Here is a 24,825-nt window from a genome sequence, read left to right on the forward strand (position 1 = left end):
ATTTATGAGTAATCGGGTTATTTCTATAAACTTAAAACAAACATTGACTTGGGGCACGGTACTCTGTGGCTTGGTGATCTCGTCTTTTATTATCTCCATTTCATATGTTAACCAGCGAGACATGCTGCTCGAAAGCTATGAGGCTAGGCTGAGACAAAACTTTACGCATTTAGGTAGACATCTTTTCACTGAATTTGTGGAGGGCAACGATAATCAGATAAGTCTGACTCTCGAGGATTATTATTCTGACGGTAAATATAAAGCGCTCTTCCTTATTCAAGGAGAAACGCTCCTCAACGAAAGCCAACACTCAGCGGTTGGACTGCAAGTATTTAATCAAGTTATCAGTCAGGCGCAAGTGACAGCAACACTACGCACACTTGACCTCACTGTGGCATTTGACCCTAATCAGCAGCACTTTCTCGCAGCTATTCCCATTTCTCCTAAAGTGCCCGTCGCTGAGTCCGCTGATTTAGTTAGGCTGATTGCTATTTATGACGTAAGCACCGTTTTTCTTTCGTTAAAGCAACAGTTGATAACGAAGGCGAGTATTTTAGCGGTGTTTTTGATACTCATCATTATCGCGCTACTAAGCTTTACCCATTACTTCATTCATAAACCGATCAAAAGACTGATCCAAGTAGGCAATGCATTATCCACAAAGTCTTTGAGCAGTAGAGCCGACATTGTGGGACATGGCGAGCTTGGAGTCCTTGCCAAGCAATTCAATGTCATGGCACAAACGTTAGAAAAAAACTGGCAACAACAATTACAAAGCACCCAAGAATTACAGCGCCGTCACGCACTTATTAATAGTGTTTTTGAGGCATTACCGGATATTTTCTTTATAATCAATACGGATGGCACTATCTTAGAATGTCATACCGGAAAATCAGACGACTTGTATATGTCGCCTGAGCAATTTATCAACAAGAAAATGTCGGAAGTATTGCCCTCCCACGCAGCTAAACACTTTAGCCAAGCCATCAAGTCTGCCAATCAGCGCCACCAATTAACCCAAATAGAATATCCACTGACAATTGCTGATCAAGCGAAGCTATTTGAAGCTCGGTTATCTCCTATTCCAGGAACAGATCAATTGGTTATTGCAGTGCGAGATATCACCGAGAAAAAGCGTCAAGAAGAAGTCATTTTACATCACGCTTTTTATGACTCATTGACCGATTTACCAAATCGCTTTTTAGCGATGGAGCGGCTAGCGCAGCAACTGTTTGATGCCGAACGCAACGATGAGCTTGCGGTGGTGTTTTTTATTGATTTAGATGATTTTAAAAGGATCAATGATTCACTCGGACACGAAACGGGGGATCAAATTCTCATCGCTTCGGGAGAAAGACTCAAGCAATCGCTACGTGAGCAAGATACCGTGTCACGTCTTAGTGGTGATGAGTTTATTGTGTTGATGGGAGGATTTAAACATACTGCAGACATTACCTCAGTTGCCGATATGCTCATCAAACTTTTTCACCATCCCATTATTGTCGACGATAAAGATTTTAATATTTCAGTCAGTATAGGCGTTGCTATCTATCCTTTAGACGCGAACTCCCCCCAAGAGTTACTTAGCTGCGCTGATACCGCAATGTACAATGCCAAAAGTAATGGTCGCAACAACTACTGTCTATTTAATCAAAAGATGAGTCAACAGTTGTCTCGGCGCATTGAAATTGAGGAAGCACTGCGCGTAGCACTAAATGAACACGAGTTAGAAGTGTTTTACCAACCTCAATTTTATATTGAAAACAGTGATGTATTTGGCGCGGAAGCTTTACTTCGCTGGCACAGTAAAACACTGGGTAATGTCTCTCCTGCGGAGTTTATTCCCGTTGCGGAACAAAGCGGTTTGATCATCGACATCGGATTGTTTGTGCTCTCAACGGCTATTAACCAAGCACACCAATGGCAGCAACACTTAGACTCCGACATCCGCATCGCAATCAATTTATCACCAAGGCAGTTTAAAGACCCAAACCTTTTGAAACAGATTGAGCTATTAGTAAAAGACATCCCGATTGCCAATCGCTTTATCGAGCTGGAGATCACAGAAGGCGTACTGATCTCAGGACAGGCACAGGTAAAACAGACCCTAACCCAATTACATCAGTTAGGGTTTAAATTATCTTTGGATGATTTTGGTACGGGCTATTCGTCACTGAACTATCTCCGTCATTACCCCTTCGATTTACTCAAAATAGACCGCAGTTTTATCAGCGATATGCTCACCACTCACGAGTCTAAAGCGTTAGTTAAAACCATTATTGCCATGGCGCATAATTTATCGATGAAAGTAGTCGCCGAAGGCGTGGAGACACTGGAGCAATTGCGTTTATTGCAGCAGCTAGAGTGTGATTTTGGTCAAGGATATCTGATCAGCAAGCCGCTTTCTGCAGCACAATTTGAAAGCTTTTACCATACTAAGATCGAACCAGTTAAGCGTTCATCTTAGCAAGCAAAACAAACTTTAAAAGCAACATCGCTCCCGAATATCCACTTGAGATAATAAATCTGGGTAAACACAAGACTAATAAAAATAATATGTTAGTATTGCAAGGCAGTGTAAGGATTTTGAATCATGAATATAGAGTTACTAGTTAGCAAAGCCAAGCAAGTATGTGACAACCGTGGTGCACGATTTACTCCTATTAGAGAAAAAGTATTTAGACTACTCGCCTCTAAACAAGGTGGCGTTGGCGCATACGACTTACTTGAAGAGCTCAAGTTGACGGAAGCGGCTGCAAAACCAGCTACCGTATATCGTGCCTTAGACTTTCTTTCTGAGTTGGGTTTTATCCATAAAATAGAAAGCACTAATGCGTTTATGCTTTGCCATCACTTCGACCACACACATCCAGTGCAGTTACTGATCTGCGATAGTTGCGGTAACGTTCAAGAGTTACACTCAAACACGATTTCGCATGAACTGAACAGCCTAGCTGCGGAAACCGGATTTGTGGTTACAGAGCAAACCATCGAGGCTCATGGCCGTTGCGAAAAATGTAAAGATTAAGTGCAGTGAGTAAAAAAGCCCACTACACTTATCACTAAGAGCGACACTAATTTATTAAAAAAGCGTAAGGGAAAGTCAATATGAATGTAGAGTTCATCAACCCCTTTTTATCATCTCTAATCAATGTATTGGCTACAATGGCGCAAACAGAATTGACGCCGGGTAAGCCAAAAGTGAAGAAAGACGAAGTCGCACAAGGTGATGTATCGGGTCTGATTGGTATGGTTGGTCCACAGACAAAAGGGTCATTTTCGATCACCTTTGAAGAAAACTTAGCGCTAACCATTATGGAGCGTATGCTTGGTGAACGCCCAGACTCCATAAATGAAGACGTCACTGATATGGTTGGTGAAATCACCAACATGGTCACTGGCGGTGCTAAAAACCTGCTCGGCGAAAAAGGTTACGAATTTGATATGGCAACACCGGTTGTCGTTTCAGGCCCAGGCCATACCATCACTCATAAATGTGATGGTCCTAAACTTATTATGCCATTCACCTCTCCTGACGGTAATGCCAATATCGAAGTCAGCTTCGACAAACTCGCCTAACAGTTAAAAACACACGTTACTTTATGAGTTGGACTCAAAAACAAATTATCTTGAAGCCTCGAAAGCGAGGCTTTCACTTGGTAGACGACGAGATTATCTCGCAGCTTCCTGAACTACATGACTATCGTCTAGGGCTGCTGCACCTGTTTATACAACACACCTCCGCCAGCCTAACAATTAACGAAAATGCCGATCCAACGGTACGTATGGATATGGAAAGCCACTTTAATCATTTTGTACCACAGAGGCAAAGCTACTACCGCCATGACTATGAGGGTGATGACGATATGCCAGCACATATCAAATCCAGCACCTTAGGATGTGAAGTAACCATTCCCATTTCTGAGGGCCGCCTGCGTTTAGGTACTTGGCAAGGTATTTATCTCGGTGAGCATCGTGACCATGGTGGTGCAAGACGCGTTATCGTAACGCTTCAAGGTGACAGAAAAGGCTAGGCGCTTAGCCTTCGATGTATTCGTAGCTTACTCTTGGGGTGACGTTACACAGCAGCTCATATGGAATCGTATCTGCACATTGCGCTATCTCTTCTACGGGCAGGTTTGGTCCCCACATTTCTACTTCTTCACCAACTTGAATGCCATTAGAATTATCACCAATATTCACACTGATCATATCCATAGACACGGTGCCGACTATACCGTAACGCTGGTTACCAATAACCACCGGAGTGCCAATTTTAGCGTGTCTGGGATAACCGTCTCCATAGCCAACACCAATAACGGCAAGATAGGTGTCCTGTTCACATTGCCAACGTCCGCCATAACCTACCGCCTGATGTGCTCTCACCCGCTTGATGGCAATAACTTTAGTAGTCAAGCGCATGACGGGCTTTAAACCATGTTGCTGGCCAACACGCGCAAGCATAGGTGAAACGCCATAAAGCATTAGGCCCGGACGGATCCAGTCGCCATGAGATTCAGGCCAACCTATGATCCCCGCGGAGTTTGCCAAACACAATGGTGCGTGACTTTGACCAACCAAAGACTTAAATAACACTTGTTGTACTTCGGTTTTATTGTCTTTGATATCATCGGCACAAGCAAAGTGTGTCATTAAGTGGATTTTATCAGCAACATTTTTTGATCGCTTAAGGCGAGCATAAAACGCTTCAAACTCTTCAGGCTCAACGCCGAGACGATGCATACCGGTATCTACTTTTAGCCACACTGTGAGCGGTGCATCTAAATTAGCACGCTCAATGGCTTCAAGCTGAGAAATGTCATGCACTATGGTTTGCAAATTATTGGCAAGTAAAATAGGTAAATCAGAAGGATGAAAAAAACCTTCTAACAAGACAATTGGTTTAGTGATGCCACCTGTTCTAAGCGCGAGCGCTTCATCAACTCTCGCCACAGCGAATGCATCCGCATCTTGCAAATGCTGAGCTATTTTAACCAAACCATGACCATAAGCGTTGGCCTTAAGTACCGCCATAATCTTACTTTTTGGCGCCAGTTTTTGCGTTAGCTGTAGGTTTTCTCTCAGCGCGGTTAAATCGATTTCAGCACTTGCTAGTCGCATTTCACTACTCAATTGACAGTTAATATTCGTCGTCCATTGCTGGACCCGCATAGTTATCGAATCGAGAGTATTGACCTTGGAAGGTTAACCTAACCTTACCGATCGGACCGTTACGTTGCTTACCTATGATGATTTCGGCCGTGCCTTTGTCTAGGCTATCGTCGTTGTAAACTTCATCACGATAAATAAACATGATTAAGTCGGCATCCTGCTCGATAGAGCCTGATTCACGTAAGTCAGAGTTTACTGGGCGTTTATCTGCACGTTGTTCTAGCGTACGGTTAAGCTGAGAAAGCGCGATAACTGGACACTGCAGCTCTTTGGCTAGTGCCTTTAATGAACGAGAAATTTCAGCAATCTCAAGCGTACGGTTGTCCGAAAGGCTCGGTACGCGCATGAGCTGCAAGTAGTCCACCATGATCATGCTGATCCCACCGTGATCGCGCGCAATTCGTCTCGCGCGTGAACGCACATCTGTTGGCGTAAGACCGGATGCATCATCTATGTACATCTTGCCCTTTTCCATCAGTAAGCCCATGGTGGATGACAAACGTGCCCAATCGTCATCATCTAATTGACCGGTACGTACCTTGGTTTGGTTGATACGGCCGAGTGAGGCGAGCATCCTCATCATGATCTGTTCTGAAGGCATCTCTAGCGAGTAGATCAGTACTGGCTTATCTTGCGTCATCGCGGCATGCTCAGCCAAGTTCATCGCAAATGTGGTTTTACCCATCGACGGACGCGCTGCAACAATGATCAAATCAGAAGGCTGTAGTCCTGCTGTCATCTTGTCTAAGTCGCCGTAGCCTGTACTTACCCCGGTAACACCATCTTGTGGAGATTGGTAAAGTTCTTCAATTTTATCAACGGTTTTCTCTAGGATGCTGTGAATACTCTGCGGACCTTCAGTGCTTTTAGTGCGCTGCTCAGCAATCTTAAATACCTTGCTCTCAGCTAAATCTAACAGCTCATGGCTATCTCGTCCCTCAGGATTAAAGCCAGCCTCTGCTATTTCATTCGCCACACCAATCATTTCGCGAACAACCGCACGCTCACGGACGATACTCGCGTATGCATCAATGTTTGCAGCACTAGGCGTGTTTTTAGCAATCTCAGCAAGATAGGAGAAACCTCCTATGGTTTCTAACTGATTGTTCTTTTCTAGATTCTCAGAAATCGTGATTAAGTCGATAGGTTGACTAAGCTCTACCAGCTTTTCCATCGCTTCAAAGATCAGCTTGTGGGTTCTGGTATAAAAGTCATGAGACACCACCAATTCCGCAACACGGTCGAAGGCTTCATTATCTAGCATCAAGCCACCGAGCACAGATTGCTCAGCTTCAATTGAGTGCGGTGGAACTTTTAAGGTATCGACTTGTATATCTGGTTTAGCCATATCACAACATTGAGAAATTGAAGGCCCTCTATTGTATCTGGTCTACCCATAAGTGCAAATAACAAAAGGCCAGAGTTTGGGGAAACTCTGGCCTTTTGTTATTCTTACTGCTCTATTGCTTCATTAGTTACGCTTTAGCTCAATATTGCCGCTAACGGTATCGATTTCTACATCTGCATTACCACCGTTAAGCACAAACTCGAGTGAACGAGCTGGGCCATATTTGGCTTTTTTGACTTGATCTGAACTTAGCTCATTGGTGATATGGCCACCTGAATGCGCATTGATTTCAAACCTTGCTGATACATCTGCAGGGAAATAAAGCTCAATATCGCCACTAACGCTGTCCATATTTATATTGGCGTTATCCAGTAACTTTGCTGCATATACTGCTATTTCGCCGTTAACGGTAGATAAGCGTAAGTCTTTTAACTCAGCCATCTTCAACTCGACTTCGCCATTGACGTTTTCTAAGCGCAGCTCGGTTGCGGTGGTTTGCGTTTTAATTTCGCCATTAACGGCGTTAAATCTTAGCTTACCGCTCGAAGCGATATCCTCAATGTCCCCATTGACGGTTTCAAACTGAATATTGCCATCTAAGTCACGACTATCAATATCACCATTTACCGTTTCTAATGCAATTTTACCGCTGATTTTACTCGCTTTAATATTGCCGTTGACCGTTTTGATACGGGCGCCCGCAGTTAAATCAGCAGCTTCAACATCAACCACCACCCCTTCAAAATTTAATTCACTGCTACGAGGCATGTAAATGGTGAGTTTAGAGCCATCACCACCGCCCCAACTTTTATAGCGTCTTGGCATCTTCACGATAAACTCGGTTACCTCACCAGAGGTTTCTAGTTTATAACCCTCGGCTTTATCGTCTAACTCGCCTGTCACTTTAAAAACGTTTTTATCCCATGTTTTTATCGTTACGTCACCGCGCTGATTCTCGATGACAACTTTACCATTTTCAGGAACCGACAGTTCTTTATCGATAGATTCTCCGGCGAACACTATCGCTGGTAGCGCCGCTAGGCCAATAATTAATGCTTTCATCCTAATTCTCCTAAATTTGTTGCCAACGAGGTTGGTGAACCTTATTGATTAAGTCGAGTTGCTGCTGATAAACCTGAGCTAACATCTTTAACAGCGCAGCATTCTCAGGATCTTGCTTTAAAGACAACTTAATCGCTTGTTCCGCCTGCTCGAGCTCTTGCAATTGTGTCTGCCAATCAGAAGTCAGCGCTGGCTGCGTTTCATATTGAACCAGTAAAGACTGCTTTTGCTGCTCAAAAAAAGCGCTAATGTTAGCCAGTGAGTCTTGCTTGGGCTGATTCATAATGACTTGCCAAGCAAGTAAGCCCGCAATAGTACACGCCGCAATACCAGATAACTTTTGCCAATTATTTTGCTTCGGCGGCTGCATCGGTTGTGCTTGATTGATTGCACGCTCAACGCCTTGCCATAAGTCACGTTGTGGCTTTGGCTGCGACTGTTCGTCATTCAGTGCGGTATGCATAAATTCATCAAAAGATGGTTTAGTCATTGTTGTACCACTCCTGTAATAAGTTACGTGCTCGGTGATATTGCGATTTACTCGACCCTACGGCCATGTTTAACATATTGGCAATTTCCTCGTGGCGATACCCTTCGACAGCATGTAATACGAAAACCAACCTGGCACGTTCTGGCAATCTGACAATGAGTTTATCTAAGCCATTTAGCTCTCCTAGCTGCTCAGCACCTTGCTCATCCAGACCAGACTGCTCAAAGCTTACGACCTTTTGTAACCAGTTTTTTTGCTTTCTAAGATAGCTGATAGCAATATTACTGGTCACACTATGAAGCCAAGTCGTAAATTGTGATTGCCCTTTAAATTGGTCTATCTTTTGCCACAATTGCACAAAAACTTCCTGACATGCATCTTCTGCATGAGCAGGCTCAGCGAGCAATCTAAGACATAATGCATATACGCGACGATGATGTTGCTCAAATAGTTCGCGAAATGCACTTTGATCCCCTTGCTGGCACCTAGCCACTAGCGCATCGGTTTGTTCTTGTGTAAATGCCTCTTTGGCATTAATTATCATGCGTCTGTTCCTTTGGGTTGATTCCTTCATCTTCGCATATCGAATGGAACAAACAAAGTCACCAACGCTCAATTGCCAATTTCTACTTTTTTATAAAGTACTTATTTAGACGCGGGCGAAATCGGAAATGGTTTAAAGGGGTTTGAAAAAATTTTACTTTTTTTATTTAGCGGCAAAAAGTGGAGCCTAACGCTCCACTTAGGAAAGTTACTCAGCGCTTTTATACCAGTTGTATTAAGTAAATGATCTATCTTGAAGCGGGGAAATAGCTTTAGTAGCACCGCTCTCGCGTCCTGCTACCGCTAAGGTACCTATATCCATATAGGCAAGGCAAAAATTTTGCTATTTAGTTGTTCTAAATGAGAAATTTTTAACGAAGCTAATATGCTATTTCACCCTTCAAATTGATTAGAGAATTAATTCAATTGGTATTAGCTTCACTCTCATCGGCAACTTGATAGGGTTTATAGTGCCAGCCCTTAAAGACCAATGTCGGCTTTTGCCCTGGCGGCTGTACACCAATACCCGAATTTTTTAATGCTTGATCAAAGTGGATCCCTGTACCACCGGTACCAGTAATCGATGCCCCTCGAACTGTACCGTACAATTGCCCACTGCCATTTAACAGAATAGAAGTTAACGGTGAATAAATAGCAGCATATAGCGATGATGCGCCGCTAAATACAAAACCATTAGGGCCATCAAAAGAAGAATACACGCTAAACACCGGCAGTTTGCTCTTCTTGGTTAAGCCTTCTTGCTCAGCAATGACCTTAGCACTTGCGCCAATAGAAACTTTGCCAGTGGTGAACACGGTCAAAGAGCTTTCTTTTTCTATCCAGATATGGGTGTCGCCGGTTAATGTGAGGTCACCATCAATCAACCAAATCACATCGCCACCAGAGATCTTGATTTTGCCGTCAGAGCCTAACTTCAACCCTTTAAATGGGAACGCAAGCTGTGTTTTCTCTGTCGCGGTGCCGAGATTCTGATCTACCCCTTGGAACAAATAAATGGTGTGCTCTTTTGCAACATACACACTTGAGCCATTACGCTCGTACACAGCCTGCTTAGGTTTAAAGTGTAAGATTTGTTGCGCCCCTACATTTAAGGAAGAAAAGTCGTTATTTGGATCAATAATGCTATCCATATTAAAAGGCAACGCCAAAGGATCACATTCTTTATTTGGCTTTGCAGGGTCATAGTCGGGAGAATCTGGATCGTACACTTTTACCGGTTCAACCACTAAGTCTGCGACTCTAAATTTAGCATCGGAGTAATGCACACCATCTTGAACTTGCAAGCCAGTATCTTTAAATTGACCGCTGCCAGTATATTGAATATCGAACGCATCGCCATTTTGGTTGAGGATCTCAGCGCCCCACTCCATTTTCGCGTCACCCATTGCACGTACATAACCTTGGATCTTTCCGCCTCTATGCGTGAAAAAGCCGCGGCTATAGACATTACCTTCCACTCTAATACCGCTTGATGACGGCGAAATATCTACCCCGGTATTTGACCTAACGTCACCCAAAATCGGTGAAGAGCCTTTTAAGTAAATCACACCAGATGCTTCAACATCGCCTTTAATCGGAGAGTGGCCTGATAGCACCACATCTGCATCGCCTACCACAGTGTGTACATCACCATCATGGCTTTTTGTTTCTTCGTAAGTGCCTTTCGATGAGTCGTAGCTATCGACAGAGCCACTACCAGATAGATTCACCCCTTTACAGCCAGTCACCGCATTTTGGAATATGGACTCTTTCGCCGCTGGCTGTAACTCAAAGCGCGCAACTAGCCGATGGTTCGCGTGCTCACCATGACGTTGACCTAAGCTTTCGATTTCAAACTCATTGCCATTGGCATTAACCGAGATCTGATATTGCGAATCAGGAACTGCACCGCTACCCGTTTTGTTTATACCATTTATCAGCGCATTGACGTCTTGCGGATTGCCACTTAACGCCGCATCCAGTTTTTGACGATATTCTCTGATCCCTTGTTCAGCCACTAATCTTGCATTAATGTCTTTTTGGAAGTTACCACTTAATCTTTCTTGTACAACACCTTCCTTGAGGGAAGCAAATACCACAACGCTAGCCATGCCGCCGAGCAGCATCACTTTAACCAGTGTAAAACCTTGTTGTTTCATTGTATTAGCTACCTAATCCAGCGTAAAAATTCATCTGTATGCCTGCACCATATTGTGTCGGAAAACTACTACCCTGTATTGTGACTGTAATTAACTGACCACTGGCATCGGTTGCAAATGTGAGTCCAGTTACCCCCTTCAAAAGATTGATATCACCCGTGCCGCGATCGCACACTAAATACCCATCTTGTAAAAAATAGCGCTCAGTGTAGTCAACCATGGGGACACTGCCATCACAAGCGGGGACCCCTGCCAATTGGCGGATCGTAATATCGGTCGCCGTCACAGTAGGGACTTCCTGAGTTTGCTTGATGCTGCGCATCATCACTCGATTGGTATAGCGAACAATCTCTTGCGATGTTGCAAGCTGCTGGCTTGTCGTCACCGTTTCTTTTATCGACGTGTACGACGTTGCAATCCCCATAACCAATACCAACCCCACAACCATAGCAACCATGAGTTCCAGTAAGGTATACCCATTTATCTGTTTCATGAGCCCCCTCCTGCCGGCGGAGAACAAGTGTCCGCAACCTCTGGGTAACTGGTAGTTAAAGAAATTTGGTTTTCAGCAGGGTTTTTTACTCGCTTATCTTCCCAGCTCACCGTAAGCTGCATGTTATTGCTATAGGTCGCAGGCAACACTAACGTAAAGCGACTATCCGCAGGATGCAGCTGTTGAATAAGTGGATTGGCGAGCGTCATATCATTGTTGTTATGTTGCAATTCACATAACAACGGCCATATTCTCTCAATTGCGTTTTGACCATGAATTAACGCCATTGTGTATTGAAAGCTATTGGAGGCAAACTGTAATGACTTAAGCTGCGTCGCAGCCAAACCAAGCAACATTAACCCGGCCACCAACATCGACACCACGACCTCAATGAGAGAAAACCCCTTACTTAACTGCAATTTTGTTCCGCCTCAGCTAACCAACTTTGACCGCTGACCAACACACATAAACGATAATCCTGAGTATTGGCAATGTTGTCGGTAATCAATATATTGTTTGTTGCCAGCACTTCGCCACTTTCACGCACAACTTGGTCGGCAAGTGCCACTTCTATCGAGCTATGTTTAATAGAAAACCGCCCTACTTCGGTCAATTGGCCATTTTCATTGGTTTTCACAACCCAGTCGCTGTCCTCTACGACCAGTGACACCTGCTGCTCTCGTCGAACCGCTTCACTGCGGGCCAGACGATATACCGCCTGTAGTTGATTAGCATGCGTCGTGAGTCTGTCTTGCTGAATTTGCTTTATAAAACTTGGCGCAGCTATCGAAGCTAAAATTGCAAGTATTGCCATGGAAATAAGCAGCTCAAGCAGGGTAAACCCTAAATATCTATTGCCAGCAGTCATTGTTCTTCGGTCCCTGTTCACCAAGGTGGTTGATACTTAGCACACCACACCTATCAGCCGCTTGTGCTTTTCCAACTATTGGCGTGGCTGTAAATTGATACCCCAAGTTACGGTATTGCCCAACTGCGCCATTTGGTTTATCAGTGGGAATATATTTAAACGTGTAGAATTTAGACTCAGGCAGGTCTGTAAGTAAACTCGCATCAGGGTAGCCACTATTACGGCTATATATGCGCTCAATCACACCTGCCATTTCCAACATTTGCTGTTGTGCTTGCGAACGACGTCCATCCTGAACGTATTCCACATATGACGGATATGCCACGCTGGCTGTGATCGCCACTATTGCAACCGCAATTAATAGCTCTGTAAGCGTAAAACCTTTATTTACCGACATTTAATTATTCCACCACTAAATTGATAGCGCTGTCATTTTATTCCACTTTATGACAGACAAAAGACAAAGAAAAGGATTAACCTATAATATGTAAACATAACATGGAGCGAAAGTTTCTAAAAAGGAAACTTATTACACCACATTACAACAGTATTACCTTTTGATATAAGGCAAACTTTGAGCGAGAGGATCATCCATGTCACACCTTAAATTGGTATGAATAAGATTATTATTATGATTTTCTTCGAGGGGTTACTTAATTCAACCTAAGAGTTGGATACCAACAAAACCAATAGCATTAAGAATATCTATTAACTAGGTTTTTACTGTCCGAAATTCGGGCTCATTTAGGAAAATTAAGTGAATAAAAAGCCGTGCACAAAAATACACGGCTTTTTTAATTTAAGCTCAATTAAAAATTAAGCTTCAGCAATTACGATTACTTTGATCGTAGCTGTAACGTCAGAGTGTACTTGGATAGCTACATCGAACTCGCCAGTCTCACGGATAGTACCAAGAGGTAGACGAACTTCTGACTTAGATACCTCAACACCTACTGCAGAGATAGCATCAGCAATATCGCGAGTACCGATAGAACCGAATAGCTTACCTTCGTCACCCGCTTTAGAAACTAGAGTTACTTCAGCTAGTGCTTCTAGTTTTTCAGCGCGTGCCTGTGCAGCAACTAGCTCTTCAGCGATTTTCGCTTCAAGCTCAGCGCGACGTGCTTCGAAAGTTTCAATGTTAGATTTAGTTGCAGGAACTGCTTTACCCTTAGGGAATAAGAAGTTACGTGCGAAGCCAGATTTAACATTAACCTGATCACCTAGGCTACCTAGGTTTGCAATTTTGTCTAGTAGAATAACTTGCATGTCTCTACACCTTTTAAAAACTAGTAATCAGCTGCTTACTTGTGTAAGTCAGTGTATGGAAGAAGGGCTAGGTAGCGAGCACGCTTGATAGCAGTTGCTAGCTGACGCTGGTATTTAGCGCTAGTACCTGTGATACGGCTAGGTACGATTTTGCCACTTTCTGTTACGTAGTTTCTAAGAGTAGCCAGATCTTTGTAATCAATTTGTTGTACGCCTTCCGCTTTAAAACGGCAGAACTTACGACGTCTGAAATAACGTGCCATGAGTAATTTCCTCAATTAATTCTTTCAATATGTTGTGCGTGCAATACCAGCTGACTCAAGCCATTTCGGCTCTCGTGGCGATTTATAAAACCGCGAACTTGTAATGCTTGCCCAACGTATAAATGCTCAGTTTGGTTTCGGAACTGTTCTCCACTGGCAACCACTTGAATACGCACGTAGGCATTTCGAGTTAGGTCAGCCTCTAATTGCATTGATTTGTGCTCAAGTACAAATATGCAATGTGGGATCCCAGCTGGGCTTTGACTAAATTTAGGTGTTTTACAAATCACGCCCGAAAGCAGATATTGATTGGTATACAGGTCAACCTGATTACTCACCATTACCTCGAAAGGTTAGTCAAATCCGAAATCAACAACGATTAAGCAGAAGCTGCTTCTTTTTTCTCTTCTTTTGCAAGAGGAGACGCTTCAGTTACCGCGTTTTTAGTACGCATAACTAGGTTACGAAGCACTGCATCGTTGTAGCGGAAAGAAGTTTCAAGCTCGTTGATTACTTCAGTTGGTGCTTCAACGTTCAATAGAACATAGTGTGCTTTGTGAAGCTTTTCGATTGGGTAAGCCAGTTGACGACGACCCCAGTCTTCTAGACGGTGAATAGTACCGCCAGCTTCAGTGATAGCACCAGTATAACGCTCGATCATACCAGGTACTTGCTCACTTTGGTCTGGGTGAACCATGAATACGATTTCGTAATGACGCATGGATATTCCTTACGGTTAGTATAGCCTTGTCCCGTTTCGGCCAGTCGGGGTAAGGCAAGGAACGATAATAGTAAGGCCGAAAGAGCGCGTATTTTACGCGTAGCATTAAAATTAAGCAATCAGTTTGTTATGAAAAGTTGGTGGAATAAGACTATATCTGCAAGGTTTTTTTAGAGTGATTGAAAAACAAGGATATTTAGGAGAGTTGGAGCGGCACACGAGGTTCGAACTCGTGACCTCGACCTTGGCAAGGTCGCGCTCTACCAGCTGAGCTAGTGCCGCATCACATCATATTCTTTATTTTTCCAGTCGAATATAAACTGAGAAGTTTGGAGCGGCACACGAGGTTCGAACTCGTGACCTCGACCTTGGCAAGGTCGCGCTCTACCAGCTGAGCTAGTGCCGCATCACAATATTTAGCTCTGGATTTGTCGGTAACTACGCAGGGTCGCGTTGATTACCTACTGCAGCTGAGCTAGTGCCGCATTCCATAGTTAGCTCATTATGTTGTCGATAATAACGCAAGGTCGCGTCCTTACCTGTAGCAGCTGAGCTAGTGCCGCATCACAATATTTAGCTCATTATATTGTCGGTAATTACGCAAGGTCGCGTTGATTACCTACTGCAGCTGAGCTAGTGCCGCATTTCATTTTTAGTTTATACACCTAAAGCAAGTGTTTGGAGCGGCACACGAGGTTCGAACTCGTGACCTCGACCTTGGCAAGGTCGCGCTCTACCAGCTGAGCTAGTGCCGCATTCCGATATAGCTCTTAGTTTTCCGCTGGGCGCAACCTTGAGGTCGCGTCTAACGTTTTAGCAGCTGAGCTAGTGCCGCATCACATTTTTTAGTTTATACACCTAAAACAAGTGTTTGGAGCGGCACACGAGGTTCGAACTCGTGACCTCGACCTTGGCAAGGTCGCGCTCTACCAGCTGAGCTAGTGCCGCATTCCATAGTTAGCTCATTATATCGTCGGTAATTACGCAAGGTCGCGTTGATTACCTACTGCAGCTGAGCTAGTGCCGCATTCCGATATAGCTCTTAGTTTTCCGCTGGGCGCAACCTTGAGGTCGCGTCTAACGTTTTAGCAGCTGAGCTAGTGCCGCATCACAATATTTAGCTCTGTATTGTTCGGTAACTACGCTAGGTCGCGTTTTACCTATAACAGCTGAGCTTATACTGCTTTAATAATGCTCAAGAAACCCCGCAAGGCTTGTCATCTCAAGCGGGGCAGGATTCTACAAGATAAAATTTGCTTTGCAAGTGTTTTTTAAACTTTGAAGAATTTTTCTTGGTAAACTTTCAGCTCCATGATGGAGTCTTTGATATCATCCAGTGCTAAGTGAGAGCTTTTCTTTTTGATCTCACCTAGTAGCTCAGGCTTCCAGCGTCTCGCAAGTTCTTTTATCGTACTGACGTCCAAATTGCGATAGTGGAAATAAGCTTCTAGCTCTGGCATGTATTTGTTGAGGAATCTACGGTCTTGACCAATAGAGTTACCACACATTGGAGAAGCACCTGGCGGCACCCACTCTTTAAGGAAATCTAGTGTTTGCTTAACTGCATCTGCTTCCGTGAACTTACTCGCCTTACAGCGAGCAGTCAGACCTGAGCGACCATGTTGATTGGTGCACCACTCATCCATATTGTCCAACAGCTCATCACTTTGATGAATTGCCACTACTGGACCTTCAGCTAAAACATTGAGATCACCATCTGTGATCACCGTCGCGATTTCTAAGATTTTATCTGTTTTCGGTTCTAGCCCCGTCATCTCTAGATCGAGCCAGATCAAGTTTGATTCATGAAAAGTCATACTTTACCTTAGCGGTACTTTCCTTTAGATCCAATGCAATTAGATATATCATATTAGTTTAAACACTCGACCTAAAGCTTTTTTTACCATGCGCGGCGTTTTATTGATTTATAGCCTAAATTTGAACGCTCTGCACGCCAAAGCTTAAACAGATTATAAACATGGCAAAGAAAAAGAAACTCAGTAAGGGCCAATCCCGTCGGATTAGAGCCAATCATCAGAAGCGAATCGATAAAGCGAAAGAGACAGAAGTATCTGATGTTTCATGGCAAAACGACAACTTAGGGCCAACAGAAGCCGCAGTGGTGATCAGCCGCTTCGGCCAACATGCGGATATAGAAACCACAGACCAAGAAGTTTTGCGTTGCAATATCCGTCGTACCGTAACAAGCTTAGTTTGCGGTGATGAAGTCATTTTTCGTCGTGCCAAGGTCAGTGATGGTGACTTAGCCGGCGTAATTGAGGCTGTGCATGAAAGGCGCACGCAACTCACTCGTCCAGATTTTTATGACGGTGTGAAAGTTGTCGCTGCGAATATTGACCAAATATTGATGGTGTCGGCCGTTGTGCCGGAATTTACCCCTCAAATCATCGATCGCTACTTAGTCGCTTGTGAGGATATGGGGATAGAGCCGATTTTATTACTCAATAAAATTGATTTGCTTGACCAAGAAAGCCTCGAATATATTGATGAAGTCTTAGATATATATCGTGAGCTTGGCTATCGCGTACTGTTAGTCAGTACAAAATCAGGCGAAGGCATTGACGAGTTAAAACACATGCTTGAGGACAAAAATAATATTTTTGTTGGTCAATCAGGGGTTGGCAAATCAACGTTGGTCAATACGGTACTGCCCAATGCAGATATTCTCACCAAAGAAGTCTCCGAAAATAGCGGCTTAGGGCAACATACAACCACAGTATCGCGCTTACACCACTTGCCGTCCGGTGGAAACCTGATCGACAGCCCAGGGATCCGTGAGTTCGGCCTATGGCACTTAGACGTGGAACGCGTCACTTGGTGCTTTAAAGAATTTAGGGAATTTATTGGCGGCTGCCGCTTTAGAGACTGTAAACACCTGAACGATCCGGGATGTTTACTTCGTGAAGCCGTAGATGAAGGTAAAATCAGCGAATTACGTTTTGAAAGTTACCATCGTATTTTAGAATCTATGGCTGATGGCCGCGCAGGTGCGCGCGCGCCGAGAGTCTGATAATATTTGCTAAATTGGCTCAATGACTTGAGCCCTATAGTCACTTCGCAATACAAAAACCGAAAGTGACAAGACTAATAATTAGGAACTGTTAAAAGTGAATTTGGATAAACTAAAAATTGCCATGCAATATGCATTACCTAAACATGCGGTTTCTCGTTTGGTTGGTAAGCTTGCCGCAGCAGAAGCTGGCGCCTTAACCACAAAGCTAATTAAGCTGTTTATCAAACAATATAAAATCGACATGAGCGAGGCATTGCACGAAGATCCAGCTCACTACAAAACCTTTAACGAGTTTTTTACCCGTCCACTGAAGCCAGGTATCCGTCCTTTGGCAGAAGATAGCGATATCCTTGCCCACCCAGTTGATGGTGCAATCAGCCAACTTGGTGATGTCGTCGATGGTCAAATTATCCAAGCTAAGGGTCACAACTACAGCTTACAGACGCTGCTAGGCGGTAAAGAAGAAGACGTTGCGCCTTATGTTGGTGGTAAGTTTGCAACGATTTATCTAGCACCGAAGGATTATCACCGTATCCACATGCCGGTTGATGGCACACTTCGTAAAATGATTTATGTACCGGGCGACTTATTCTCAGTAAATCCACTTACCGCGCAAAATGTGCCTAATTTATTTGCTCGTAACGAGCGAGTTGTTGCTATTTTTGACACTGAGATTGGTCCGCTTTCTATGGTATTGGTTGGTGCAACTATCGTCGCTAGCATTGAGACGATTTGGGCCGGTACAGTGACACCACCAGCCGGAAGAGATGTCTTTACTTGGACATATCCAGCAGAAGGTGACAACGCGATAACGCTGAAAAAAGGCGAAGAGATGGGTCGCTTTAAGCTTGGTTCTACCGTGATTTTAGCGTGGGGAGCAAATAAGGCAGAGTTCTTAGATGACCAAAACCCAGAGACCGTCACACGCATGGGTACCCCTTTCGCAAAAATAGCAGAGTAGACTAATTGGTATTAGTGGCTTGAAACTATCTCAAGCCACAACAATCACACTCGGGGTTTTTACTGAGCCCATACTGCTTTTGCTGCAAACTCATAGCATCTAGCGTACAAAATACGCTTCCTTGGTGATGTCCAAGTAGCACGTTTATGGTCAATAAAGCTTGCTGCGCGCCGATCACACCCAGTAATGGACTAATGACGCCAAAGTTGTCACAACTCTCCACTGGTGTTTGCGAACCCTCAGGGAAAACGCAAGCATAACAAGGTGACTCAGCCCTAAAATCAAAGCACATGAGTTGGCCTTGTGTGGCAATCGCGGCGCCAGCGATCAACACCTTGCTCACTTGATGACAATACCTATTGAGCAAATAACGGGTAGTAAAGTTATCGCTGCAATCCAAGACAATATCGGCATCACGGAGCAACTCGGCGACGTTCTTATCGGTCAACCTCGCATTTATTGGTACTAGTGTGATCTCATTATTGAGACTTGCCAGCACCTTTCCTGCTGCTTTGGCTTTTTGCTGACCAAGGTGGTTCACCTTATACAGAATTTGCCTTTGTAAGTTAGACAATTCCACGTCGTCATCATCAACAAAAGTAAGCTTACCAATGCCACTCGCCGCTAAGTAAAACAATGCAGGGCTTCCCAGCCCACCGCAGCCAATCACAGCCACATGCGCCTGTTTCAATGCGAGTTGGCCTTGCTCACCGACCTCATTTAACAGCAAATGGCGACTATACCTTAGCCGCTCTTTGTCATTGAGCTCAGTCATGTCGCGCCATAGCTTGCTTTAATTCAAGTACAGCCTGCTCTGGGTCTTGGGCTTCTGTGATAGCTCTAACAACCGCGATACTAGATACGCCAGTTGCAGCCACTTCAGGCACGCGACTAAGATCAATGCCTCCAATAGCGACGGTTGGATAGCTGCTTTGCATCAAAGGTACAAAATGTGTCAGCTTTTCCAGCCCTTGGATTTGGCCGGTCATGTCTTTAGTCGTGGTTGGGTAGATAGCACCAAAAGCCAAATAACTTGGGCGATAATTATGTGCCCGGAGCATTTCATAAAAACCATGGGTCGAAATACCTAAGCGCAGCCCTGCCTCTTGGATGGCAACAAGATTAGCTTTATCGATATCCTCTTGGCCCAAATGAATTCCATAAGCGCCGTGTTTAATCGCTAACTGCCAGTAGTCGTTAATAAACACCTTCGCATCGTATTTTTGTCCAAGTGCAATGGCGGTTTGTATTTCAGCTTCAAGATTAGCTTGCTCTGGATCTTTAATTCTCAGCTGCACCGTATCAACCCCAACAGCGAGGCATTTTTCCACCCAATCAGCGCTGTTTACCACGGCATAAAGCCCAATAGGGTCGTCAATGTTGGCAAAGCCTGCGGCAAAATTAAATTCCTCAGGTAATGCAAACTCTAGTTCATCAGCAAGCCAAGAGCCCGCCTCTATCACTTGTGGGTAATCATTGAGATCAATTGGGAAACTCGTATGCGCAACAGGCCCCACACCTTCGCCATAACGTATCGCCGCTTTTAGCCCTGCATTGATGTATGCTTTAGCGAGAATAAAAGCATCTTTAAATGGATACTCCTTGGCCATACATGCCGCGATCACTGACGATAAACTACACCCAGTACCATGGCTATGCGGTGTTTGAATTTTCTCATTGCCAAGCCAATACTCGGTATCATCCGCTAAGCCATAATCAATGCAGTAGCCTTTTGGGTAATCCCAATGACCGCCTTTAATGATCACCGACTTTGCACCGAATTCACGCAATTTGGCAGCAGCCTCTTTTACCGCATCAGGACCTATCAAATACACGCCTGTCAGCAGCTGAGTTTCGTGTGTATTGGGTGTAATGATATCCACCAGCGGTAATAAATGGGTTTTTAACGCATCCACCGTGTCTTCTTCGGTTAATGAATCCCCACTCGTCGCAATAGCTACTGGGTCATAAACCACAAGCGGCGGCTTTTCCCATGTTGCTTTATAATGCTCGAGGTGTTCAGCAATCAGTTGGATCTGCTGAACATTGGCGAGCATGCCAATCTTTATCACCGTTGCAGGCATATCTTGCGAAAGCGCCGTTAGCTGAGAGTCGATAACCGTGGTCGATACCGGGTTTAACGCTTCCACCCCTAAACTATTTTGCGCCGTCAACGCAGTTACTACGGTACAACAATGAACATTAAAGCTCTGCGTTGCTTTGATATCCGCTTGAATACCAGCGCCGCCGCCAGAATCAGAACCCGCAATACTCCAAACGATGTGTGACAAAGAGAACTCCTTATGTAGTTATCCGCAATTCAAGTTAGTTTACGTGCCAAAAAGGCATGCCTAAGGTTGGCGTAGAAGGTGATGCCACCTCTTTTTGTGGCATTGCTTTTGCCAAATAAGACAGACGCCCTGCAATCGTGCTGGCTTCAAACGCTTTTGCCATGGTGATAGGACAACCCGCCCCTGCCACTGCCGAATTCAATAGTACTGCATCATAACCCAGCTCTAGAGCTTGGCAAGCGTGAGACGGCAAGCCGAGTCCCGCATCGACAATCAAGGTTTGATGGGGCAAACGTGTGCGAATAGTTTGCAGGTTATATGGATTTAACAGCCCTTTTCCAGTACCAATTGGTGCGCCCCAAGGCATTAAAACTTCACAACCAAGCGCATCTAAACGCTGACACAGCACCAAATCATCAGTGCAATAAGGCAATACCTTAAACCCGTCTTTTAGCAAAATTTCGGTGGCTTCGAGCAATGCAATTGGGTCTGGCTGTAAGTTATATTCATCACCAATGAGCTCAAGTTTAATCCAATCCGTGGCAAACACTTCCCGGCACATCTGCGCCAAGGTCACCGCTTCTTTTACGCTGTGACAGCCTGCCGTGTTTGGTAAGACTCGTAGTCCCATCTCTTTGATAAGCGACCAAAAGTCATCACCCGCCTGCTTAGTTTGCTGGCGTCTCAGCGACACAGTAACAATTTCAGCACCCGAGGTGGCGATAGCCGCCTGCATTACCTCTGGAGAAGGATAAAGTGCTGAGCCAATTAACATGCGGCTAGTAAATTGTTCACCATAAATAGTGAGCTTAGTATCAGTCAAAGACTGCATGTTTATCCCCCTTGAATTGGCGATAAAAGCTCAATCTTATCACCGTCGCTCAATGTCACGCTTGGCAGCTCCGTACGGGAAACAAAAGTACCATTAAGCGCGACGGCAAAAGGCGGTTTGGCACCTCTGGCTTCAATAAATTCCTGAATATTTTGCTCGCGGTTGATATTAATCGTTTCGCCATTAAATTCGACTTTCATAATAACTCCTTAGATAGTGCTTGTTTCACGATAAGCGGTGCCAGCAAATAACCGTGTCTGTATAGACCATTGATACTGATCACATTACCTTGTTGTTCAATTTTGGGGTGATTATCTTTAAACGCAGGTCTAAGTCCTGCGTTTAAAGACAATACTCGCGCTTCGGCAAACCCACGATGAACCGAATAAGCAGCAGAGAGTAATTCGAGTGTAGAACGTACCGTTATCTCACCATTATCTTGCGACTCAATTTCCGTCGCACCAATAACAAACTGATGATCTGGTTTTGGCGCAATGTAAATGGGGTATCTTGGGTGCATCAAGCGCACAGGTCGAGTCAAGGTCACTTCTGGGGCATAAATTCTCGCCACTTCGCCGCGCACGCCACGAAGCCCATTACACGTGGCTTTCGCACCAAGACCGCGACAATCAATTACCCAGTCATACGCTTGACTAAGCTGCGCCTTTTGCGCTTCATCACAATGAACACCGTAGTTAATCTCTACCCCTTGCTGCGTCAATGTTGCCGCACTACTTTGATAAAACGCCTGATTATCAAGCTGGCCTTCGCAAGGTAAATACAAGCCTTGATGGAACACACCACTAAGTTCTGGTTCCAATTGTGCGATCTGAGTACCATTTACCACTTCCGCGCTATGATCTTTTAACGGTTTTAAGCGCTGCTGAAAACTCACTAAATCACCACGGTCTTGACCATGTGCCACAATAAGAGAGCCTTGCTGCTGGAAAAATACCGGGCTTTCCAGTTTCGCCAGTAGTTGTGGCCAAAGTTTCATGGACTCCAGCCCTTGCAGCGCCAACGCTTCATCGCATATCACAGACTCAGCCAAGGGCGCTAACATGGCCGCCGCCACACTACCTGCTGAGCTCTCCGTACCTTGCTTTGCTTGTTCAAACACGCTGATTTGATAACGCTCAGCGAGCATCAGTGCAGCGATGCGCCCAGTTAAGCCAAAACCCAAGATAGCAACACGTGCTTGAGTAGACATAGCTACACTCCTAAAATTAGCCACCCGACGGGGATCAAGGTGGCTATGATGGGATAGGTCATATCGCTTTGTGGTAAAGCTCAGAGCCTGATTGCTTAAACTCTTCCGATTTTGCTTTCATCTCGGCTTCAACATCCACCATTTTAATGCTGATCTCTTCGCCTACATTATTAGGGTCGATGCCTCGCGCTTCTAACGCTTTCGCATAGTCGCGTACATCTTGGGTGATCTTCATCGAGCAGAATTTGGGACCACACATAGAGCAGAAGTGAGCGACTTTGCCCGACTCTTGTGGCAAGGTCTCATCGTGATATTCACGAGCACGCTCTGGATCTAGACCGAGATTAAACTGATCGTGCCAGCGGAACTCAAAGCGTGCTTTAGACAGCGCATTGTCACGAACTTGAGCACCGGGATGGCCTTTCGCCAAATCCGCTGCATGCGCCGCGATTTTGTAGGTGATCAAACCTTCTTTTACATCTTCTTTATTCGGTAAGCCTAAGTGTTCTTTTGGTGTCACATAGCACAGCATCGCACAGCCATACCACGCAATTTGCGCCGCACCGATCCCTGAAGTGAAGTGATCATAACCCGGAGCGATATCAGTTGTGAGTGGGCCAAGCGTGTAAAACGGTGCTTCATCGCAGTGCTTTAGCTGCTCTTCCATATTCTCTTTGATCATATGCATCGGCACGTGTCCTGGGCCTTCAATAAAGACCTGAACATCGTGTTTCCACGCAAGCTTAGTCAACTCACCAAGGGTACGCAGTTCACTAAATTGTGCTTCGTCATTGGCATCGGCAATAGAACCCGGACGCAAGCCATCACCTAACGAGAAACAAACATCGTATTGCTTTAAGATTTCACAGATGTCTTCAAAGTGCGTGTAGAGGAAGTTTTCTTTATGATGCGCTAAACACCACTTCGCCATAATTGAACCACCGCGAGACACAATACCCGTCACGCGTTTTGCCGTCATCGGCACGTAACGCAGTAGTACTCCCGCGTGGATAGTAAAGTAATCCACGCCTTGCTCAGCTTGCTCAATCAAGGTATCGCGGAAGATCTCCCACGTTAGATCTTCAGCAACACCATTTACTTTTTCTAGTGCCTGATAGATTGGAACCGTACCGATAGGCACTGGAGAGTTACGTACCACCCACTCGCGGGTTTCATGAATGTAGCGCCCTGTCGACAGATCCATTACGGTATCTGCACCCCAACGGGTCGACCATACCATTTTTTCTACTTCTTCTTCGATAGAAGAAGTCACTGATGAGTTACCGATATTGGCGTTAACTTTTACTAGGAAGTTACGTCCGATGATCATCGGCTCGGTCTCTGGGTGATTAATATTGTTTGGCAGTACAGCACGACCACGGGCAATTTCATCACGCACAAATTCAGGCGTAATAAACTCAGGAATACTGGCTCCAAACGATTGGCCTTTGTGTTGCTGCGCGAGCAATTCTTCACGCAACTTAGCGCGTCCCATATTTTCACGGATCGCTACATATTCCATTTCAGGCGTCACTATGCCTTGACGGGCGTAGTGCATTTGCGTGACATTTTTACCCGCCTTAGCACGGCGAATTTTAGGTAAATGTTCAAAGCGAATATGGTCAAGCCCTTCATCCGCCATACGCTGCTGAGAAAACTGTGACGTCACCGACTCTAGCATTTCGGTATCATCGCGCTCAACTATCCACTGCTCTCTAAATTTAGGAAGACCAGCACGAACGTCAACCGGCACTTCAGGATCTGTGTATGGACCTGAAGTATCATAAACACGAATGGGATCGTTTGATTCAAATACCGGATTTTCTTCGGTGCCACCAACAAACGAATCACTTAGCGTGATTTCACGCATACCAACGCGTACGCCTGCTTGTTCGCCCTCCACATAAACTTTATGTGAGTTTGGAAATGGTTGGCCTTTAAGGTTATGGATAAATTCTGCCGCGGCTGCTCGCGCTTCACGACGACTTAGCTTGCTACTATTGTTTGACATGACGTCCCTCTTATTTTCATACAAAGGTGTCTTGTCAGATCTCCAAAAGGAGAGAGACGAGGATAGTCCTCGGGTAAGGTGGATAGCAATAAACTACT

27 protein-coding genes and 4 tRNA genes are annotated in these 24,825 nt (G+C 44.8%); 6 read left to right on the forward strand and 25 right to left on the reverse strand.

Annotated elements, in window-relative coordinates; all coding sequences use genetic code 11:
- The first annotated feature begins 4 nt into the window (after nucleotides 1-4).
- From L3V43_RS12355 to L3V43_RS12370, 4 genes are all read left to right on the forward strand, one after another.
- Nucleotides 5-2,467, forward strand: coding sequence for an EAL domain-containing protein (locus tag L3V43_RS12355; protein ID WP_233525186.1), 2,463 nt, complete (start codon nucleotides 5-7; stop codon nucleotides 2,465-2,467).
- Nucleotides 2,468-2,593: 126 nt separating this feature from the next.
- A complete protein-coding gene (gene zur, locus L3V43_RS12360) occupies nucleotides 2,594-3,028 on the forward strand; it encodes a zinc uptake transcriptional repressor Zur (protein WP_010368795.1) in 435 nt (144 codons plus the stop codon).
- 80 nt (nucleotides 3,029-3,108) lie between these two features.
- A complete protein-coding gene (locus L3V43_RS12365; protein WP_010607100.1) occupies nucleotides 3,109-3,579 on the forward strand; it encodes a chemotaxis protein CheX in 471 nt (156 codons plus the stop codon).
- Between the two features lie 23 nt (nucleotides 3,580-3,602).
- Nucleotides 3,603-4,034 (forward strand): secondary thiamine-phosphate synthase enzyme YjbQ, encoded by a 432-nt coding sequence (locus L3V43_RS12370; RefSeq protein WP_237116627.1) that lies wholly within the window; start codon nucleotides 3,603-3,605, stop codon nucleotides 4,032-4,034.
- 4 nt (nucleotides 4,035-4,038) lie between these two features.
- Here the strand turns inward: L3V43_RS12370 and alr are convergent, their stop codons facing one another.
- The 19 genes from alr to orn all read right to left on the reverse strand — a co-directional run bounded on the left by alr (nucleotide 4,039) and on the right by orn (nucleotide 16,205).
- The gene (gene alr, locus L3V43_RS12375) at nucleotides 4,039-5,121 is read right to left on the reverse strand and encodes an alanine racemase (RefSeq protein ID WP_010368798.1); all 1,083 of its coding nucleotides are present in this window, start codon (nucleotides 5,119-5,121) and stop codon (nucleotides 4,039-4,041) included.
- A 19-nt stretch (nucleotides 5,122-5,140) separates the two neighbouring features.
- Nucleotides 5,141-6,520: a replicative DNA helicase gene (gene dnaB, locus L3V43_RS12380; protein ID WP_010368799.1), complete on the reverse strand. Its 1,380-nt coding sequence runs from the start codon at nucleotides 6,518-6,520 to the stop codon at nucleotides 5,141-5,143.
- 123 nt (nucleotides 6,521-6,643) lie between these two features.
- Complete coding sequence (locus tag L3V43_RS12385; protein ID WP_237116626.1) at nucleotides 6,644-7,582, reverse strand: DUF4097 family beta strand repeat-containing protein; 939 nt, start codon at nucleotides 7,580-7,582, stop codon at nucleotides 6,644-6,646.
- Between the two features lie 10 nt (nucleotides 7,583-7,592).
- The gene (locus L3V43_RS12390) at nucleotides 7,593-8,072 is read right to left on the reverse strand and encodes a hypothetical protein (RefSeq protein WP_010607097.1); all 480 of its coding nucleotides are present in this window, start codon (nucleotides 8,070-8,072) and stop codon (nucleotides 7,593-7,595) included.
- Nucleotides 8,065-8,616, reverse strand: coding sequence for an RNA polymerase sigma factor (locus tag L3V43_RS12395; RefSeq protein ID WP_010607096.1), 552 nt, complete (start codon nucleotides 8,614-8,616; stop codon nucleotides 8,065-8,067). Before L3V43_RS12395 ends, L3V43_RS12390 begins: the two co-directional genes overlap by 8 nt.
- Nucleotides 8,617-9,037: 421 nt before the next feature.
- Nucleotides 9,038-10,774, reverse strand: coding sequence for a polymer-forming cytoskeletal protein (locus L3V43_RS12400; protein ID WP_237116625.1), 1,737 nt, complete (start codon nucleotides 10,772-10,774; stop codon nucleotides 9,038-9,040).
- Between the two features lie 4 nt (nucleotides 10,775-10,778).
- The gene (locus L3V43_RS12405) at nucleotides 10,779-11,267 is read right to left on the reverse strand and encodes a prepilin-type N-terminal cleavage/methylation domain-containing protein (RefSeq protein WP_010607094.1); all 489 of its coding nucleotides are present in this window, start codon (nucleotides 11,265-11,267) and stop codon (nucleotides 10,779-10,781) included.
- On the reverse strand, nucleotides 11,264-11,686 hold the full coding sequence (locus L3V43_RS12410; RefSeq protein WP_010607093.1) for a prepilin-type N-terminal cleavage/methylation domain-containing protein: 423 nt from the start codon (nucleotides 11,684-11,686) through the stop codon (nucleotides 11,264-11,266). Before L3V43_RS12410 ends, L3V43_RS12405 begins: the two co-directional genes overlap by 4 nt.
- Nucleotides 11,677-12,135, reverse strand: coding sequence for a GspH/FimT family pseudopilin (locus L3V43_RS12415; protein ID WP_010607092.1), 459 nt, complete (start codon nucleotides 12,133-12,135; stop codon nucleotides 11,677-11,679). Before L3V43_RS12415 ends, L3V43_RS12410 begins: the two co-directional genes overlap by 10 nt.
- On the reverse strand, nucleotides 12,119-12,532 hold the full coding sequence (locus L3V43_RS12420; RefSeq protein ID WP_099028967.1) for a type IV pilin protein: 414 nt from the start codon (nucleotides 12,530-12,532) through the stop codon (nucleotides 12,119-12,121). The genes L3V43_RS12415 and L3V43_RS12420 overlap by 17 nt, the downstream gene beginning before the upstream one ends.
- Before the next feature lie 419 nt (nucleotides 12,533-12,951).
- On the reverse strand, nucleotides 12,952-13,404 hold the full coding sequence (gene rplI / locus L3V43_RS12425; protein ID WP_010368808.1) for a 50S ribosomal protein L9: 453 nt from the start codon (nucleotides 13,402-13,404) through the stop codon (nucleotides 12,952-12,954).
- Nucleotides 13,405-13,439: 35 nt separating this feature from the next.
- On the reverse strand, nucleotides 13,440-13,667 hold the full coding sequence (rpsR, locus tag L3V43_RS12430; RefSeq protein ID WP_002962753.1) for a 30S ribosomal protein S18: 228 nt from the start codon (nucleotides 13,665-13,667) through the stop codon (nucleotides 13,440-13,442).
- Nucleotides 13,668-13,678: 11 nt separating this feature from the next.
- Nucleotides 13,679-14,008, reverse strand: coding sequence for a primosomal replication protein N (gene priB, locus L3V43_RS12435; RefSeq protein WP_010368809.1), 330 nt, complete (start codon nucleotides 14,006-14,008; stop codon nucleotides 13,679-13,681).
- A gap of 38 nt (nucleotides 14,009-14,046) precedes the next feature.
- Nucleotides 14,047-14,388 carry a 30S ribosomal protein S6 gene (rpsF, locus tag L3V43_RS12440; protein ID WP_010368810.1) on the reverse strand — a complete coding sequence of 114 codons (342 nt, stop codon included), beginning with the start codon at nucleotides 14,386-14,388 and terminating at the stop codon, nucleotides 14,047-14,049.
- A 206-nt stretch (nucleotides 14,389-14,594) separates the two neighbouring features.
- Nucleotides 14,595-14,670 (reverse strand) — tRNA-Gly (locus tag L3V43_RS12445).
- 48 nt (nucleotides 14,671-14,718) lie between these two features.
- Nucleotides 14,719-14,794, reverse strand: a tRNA-Gly gene (locus tag L3V43_RS12450).
- Nucleotides 14,795-15,067: 273 nt separating this feature from the next.
- Nucleotides 15,068-15,143 (reverse strand) — tRNA-Gly (locus tag L3V43_RS12455).
- Between the two features lie 117 nt (nucleotides 15,144-15,260).
- Nucleotides 15,261-15,336, reverse strand: a tRNA-Gly gene (locus L3V43_RS12460).
- A 323-nt stretch (nucleotides 15,337-15,659) separates the two neighbouring features.
- The gene (gene orn, locus L3V43_RS12465; RefSeq protein WP_010607090.1) at nucleotides 15,660-16,205 is read right to left on the reverse strand and encodes an oligoribonuclease; all 546 of its coding nucleotides are present in this window, start codon (nucleotides 16,203-16,205) and stop codon (nucleotides 15,660-15,662) included.
- Between the two features lie 161 nt (nucleotides 16,206-16,366).
- Here orn and rsgA point away from each other — a divergent pair, with 161 nt between their 5' ends.
- Nucleotides 16,367-17,419, forward strand: a complete 1,053-nt coding sequence (gene rsgA / locus L3V43_RS12470; protein WP_010607089.1) for a small ribosomal subunit biogenesis GTPase RsgA — start codon at nucleotides 16,367-16,369, stop codon at nucleotides 17,417-17,419.
- Nucleotides 17,420-17,516: 97 nt separating this feature from the next.
- Entirely contained in the window at nucleotides 17,517-18,383 is an 867-nt protein-coding gene (gene asd, locus L3V43_RS12475) for an archaetidylserine decarboxylase (protein ID WP_206473018.1), read from the forward strand.
- A gap of 25 nt (nucleotides 18,384-18,408) precedes the next feature.
- On the opposite strand, the gene L3V43_RS12480 is transcribed toward asd, so the two are convergent.
- From L3V43_RS12480 to thiC, 6 genes are read right to left on the reverse strand one after another with little or no spacing between them, the layout of a single operon-like run.
- Nucleotides 18,409-19,158, reverse strand: coding sequence for a HesA/MoeB/ThiF family protein (locus L3V43_RS12480; RefSeq protein WP_237116624.1), 750 nt, complete (start codon nucleotides 19,156-19,158; stop codon nucleotides 18,409-18,411).
- A complete protein-coding gene (gene thiE / locus L3V43_RS12485) occupies nucleotides 19,151-20,674 on the reverse strand; it encodes a thiamine phosphate synthase (protein ID WP_237116623.1) in 1,524 nt (507 codons plus the stop codon). The genes L3V43_RS12480 and thiE overlap by 8 nt, the downstream gene beginning before the upstream one ends.
- A gap of 34 nt (nucleotides 20,675-20,708) precedes the next feature.
- The gene (locus tag L3V43_RS12490) at nucleotides 20,709-21,506 is read right to left on the reverse strand and encodes a thiazole synthase (RefSeq protein WP_237116622.1); all 798 of its coding nucleotides are present in this window, start codon (nucleotides 21,504-21,506) and stop codon (nucleotides 20,709-20,711) included.
- Between the two features lie 2 nt (nucleotides 21,507-21,508).
- Complete coding sequence (gene thiS, locus L3V43_RS12495; RefSeq protein ID WP_010368823.1) at nucleotides 21,509-21,706, reverse strand: sulfur carrier protein ThiS; 198 nt, start codon at nucleotides 21,704-21,706, stop codon at nucleotides 21,509-21,511.
- Nucleotides 21,703-22,716, reverse strand: a complete 1,014-nt coding sequence (locus L3V43_RS12500) for an FAD-dependent oxidoreductase (protein WP_237116621.1) — start codon at nucleotides 22,714-22,716, stop codon at nucleotides 21,703-21,705. The genes thiS and L3V43_RS12500 overlap by 4 nt, the downstream gene beginning before the upstream one ends.
- Before the next feature lie 58 nt (nucleotides 22,717-22,774).
- On the reverse strand, nucleotides 22,775-24,727 hold the full coding sequence (gene thiC / locus L3V43_RS12505; protein WP_010607083.1) for a phosphomethylpyrimidine synthase ThiC: 1,953 nt from the start codon (nucleotides 24,725-24,727) through the stop codon (nucleotides 22,775-22,777).
- Nucleotides 24,728-24,825 lie beyond the last annotated feature (98 nt).

It is taken from the genome of Pseudoalteromonas sp. L23, from assembly GCF_021728455.1.
Taxonomy (GTDB): Bacteria; Pseudomonadota; Gammaproteobacteria; order Enterobacterales; family Alteromonadaceae; genus Pseudoalteromonas.

Bases quoted from the DNA above. Each gene is read 5' to 3' on its own strand.
- L3V43_RS12355 (WP_233525186.1), top strand. From the start codon at position 5: ATGAGTAATCGGGTTATTTCTATAAACTTAAAACAAACATTGACTTGG.
- zur (WP_010368795.1), top strand. From the start codon at position 2,594: ATGAATATAGAGTTACTAGTTAGCAAAGCCAAGCAAGTATGTGACAAC.
- L3V43_RS12365 (WP_010607100.1), top strand. From the start codon at position 3,109: ATGAATGTAGAGTTCATCAACCCCTTTTTATCATCTCTAATCAATGTA.
- L3V43_RS12370 (WP_237116627.1), top strand. From the start codon at position 3,603: ATGAGTTGGACTCAAAAACAAATTATCTTGAAGCCTCGAAAGCGAGGC.
- alr (WP_010368798.1), bottom strand. From the start codon at position 5,121: ATGCGACTAGCAAGTGCTGAAATCGATTTAACCGCGCTGAGAGAAAAC.
- dnaB (WP_010368799.1), bottom strand. From the start codon at position 6,520: ATGGCTAAACCAGATATACAAGTCGATACCTTAAAAGTTCCACCGCAC.
- L3V43_RS12385 (WP_237116626.1), bottom strand. From the start codon at position 7,582: ATGAAAGCATTAATTATTGGCCTAGCGGCGCTACCAGCGATAGTGTTC.
- L3V43_RS12390 (WP_010607097.1), bottom strand. From the start codon at position 8,072: ATGACTAAACCATCTTTTGATGAATTTATGCATACCGCACTGAATGAC.
- L3V43_RS12395 (WP_010607096.1), bottom strand. From the start codon at position 8,616: ATGATAATTAATGCCAAAGAGGCATTTACACAAGAACAAACCGATGCG.
- L3V43_RS12400 (WP_237116625.1), bottom strand. From the start codon at position 10,774: ATGAAACAACAAGGTTTTACACTGGTTAAAGTGATGCTGCTCGGCGGC.
- L3V43_RS12405 (WP_010607094.1), bottom strand. From the start codon at position 11,267: ATGAAACAGATAAATGGGTATACCTTACTGGAACTCATGGTTGCTATG.
- L3V43_RS12415 (WP_010607092.1), bottom strand. From the start codon at position 12,135: ATGACTGCTGGCAATAGATATTTAGGGTTTACCCTGCTTGAGCTGCTT.
- L3V43_RS12420 (WP_099028967.1), bottom strand. From the start codon at position 12,532: ATGTCGGTAAATAAAGGTTTTACGCTTACAGAGCTATTAATTGCGGTT.
- rplI (WP_010368808.1), bottom strand. From the start codon at position 13,404: ATGCAAGTTATTCTACTAGACAAAATTGCAAACCTAGGTAGCCTAGGT.
- rpsR (WP_002962753.1), bottom strand. From the start codon at position 13,667: ATGGCACGTTATTTCAGACGTCGTAAGTTCTGCCGTTTTAAAGCGGAA.
- priB (WP_010368809.1), bottom strand. From the start codon at position 14,008: ATGGTGAGTAATCAGGTTGACCTGTATACCAATCAATATCTGCTTTCG.
- rpsF (WP_010368810.1), bottom strand. From the start codon at position 14,388: ATGCGTCATTACGAAATCGTATTCATGGTTCACCCAGACCAAAGTGAG.
- orn (WP_010607090.1), bottom strand. From the start codon at position 16,205: ATGACTTTTCATGAATCAAACTTGATCTGGCTCGATCTAGAGATGACG.
- rsgA (WP_010607089.1), top strand. From the start codon at position 16,367: ATGGCAAAGAAAAAGAAACTCAGTAAGGGCCAATCCCGTCGGATTAGA.
- L3V43_RS12480 (WP_237116624.1), bottom strand. From the start codon at position 19,158: ATGACTGAGCTCAATGACAAAGAGCGGCTAAGGTATAGTCGCCATTTG.
- L3V43_RS12490 (WP_237116622.1), bottom strand. From the start codon at position 21,506: ATGCAGTCTTTGACTGATACTAAGCTCACTATTTATGGTGAACAATTT.
- thiS (WP_010368823.1), bottom strand. From the start codon at position 21,706: ATGAAAGTCGAATTTAATGGCGAAACGATTAATATCAACCGCGAGCAA.
- L3V43_RS12500 (WP_237116621.1), bottom strand. From the start codon at position 22,716: ATGTCTACTCAAGCACGTGTTGCTATCTTGGGTTTTGGCTTAACTGGG.
- thiC (WP_010607083.1), bottom strand. From the start codon at position 24,727: ATGTCAAACAATAGTAGCAAGCTAAGTCGTCGTGAAGCGCGAGCAGCC.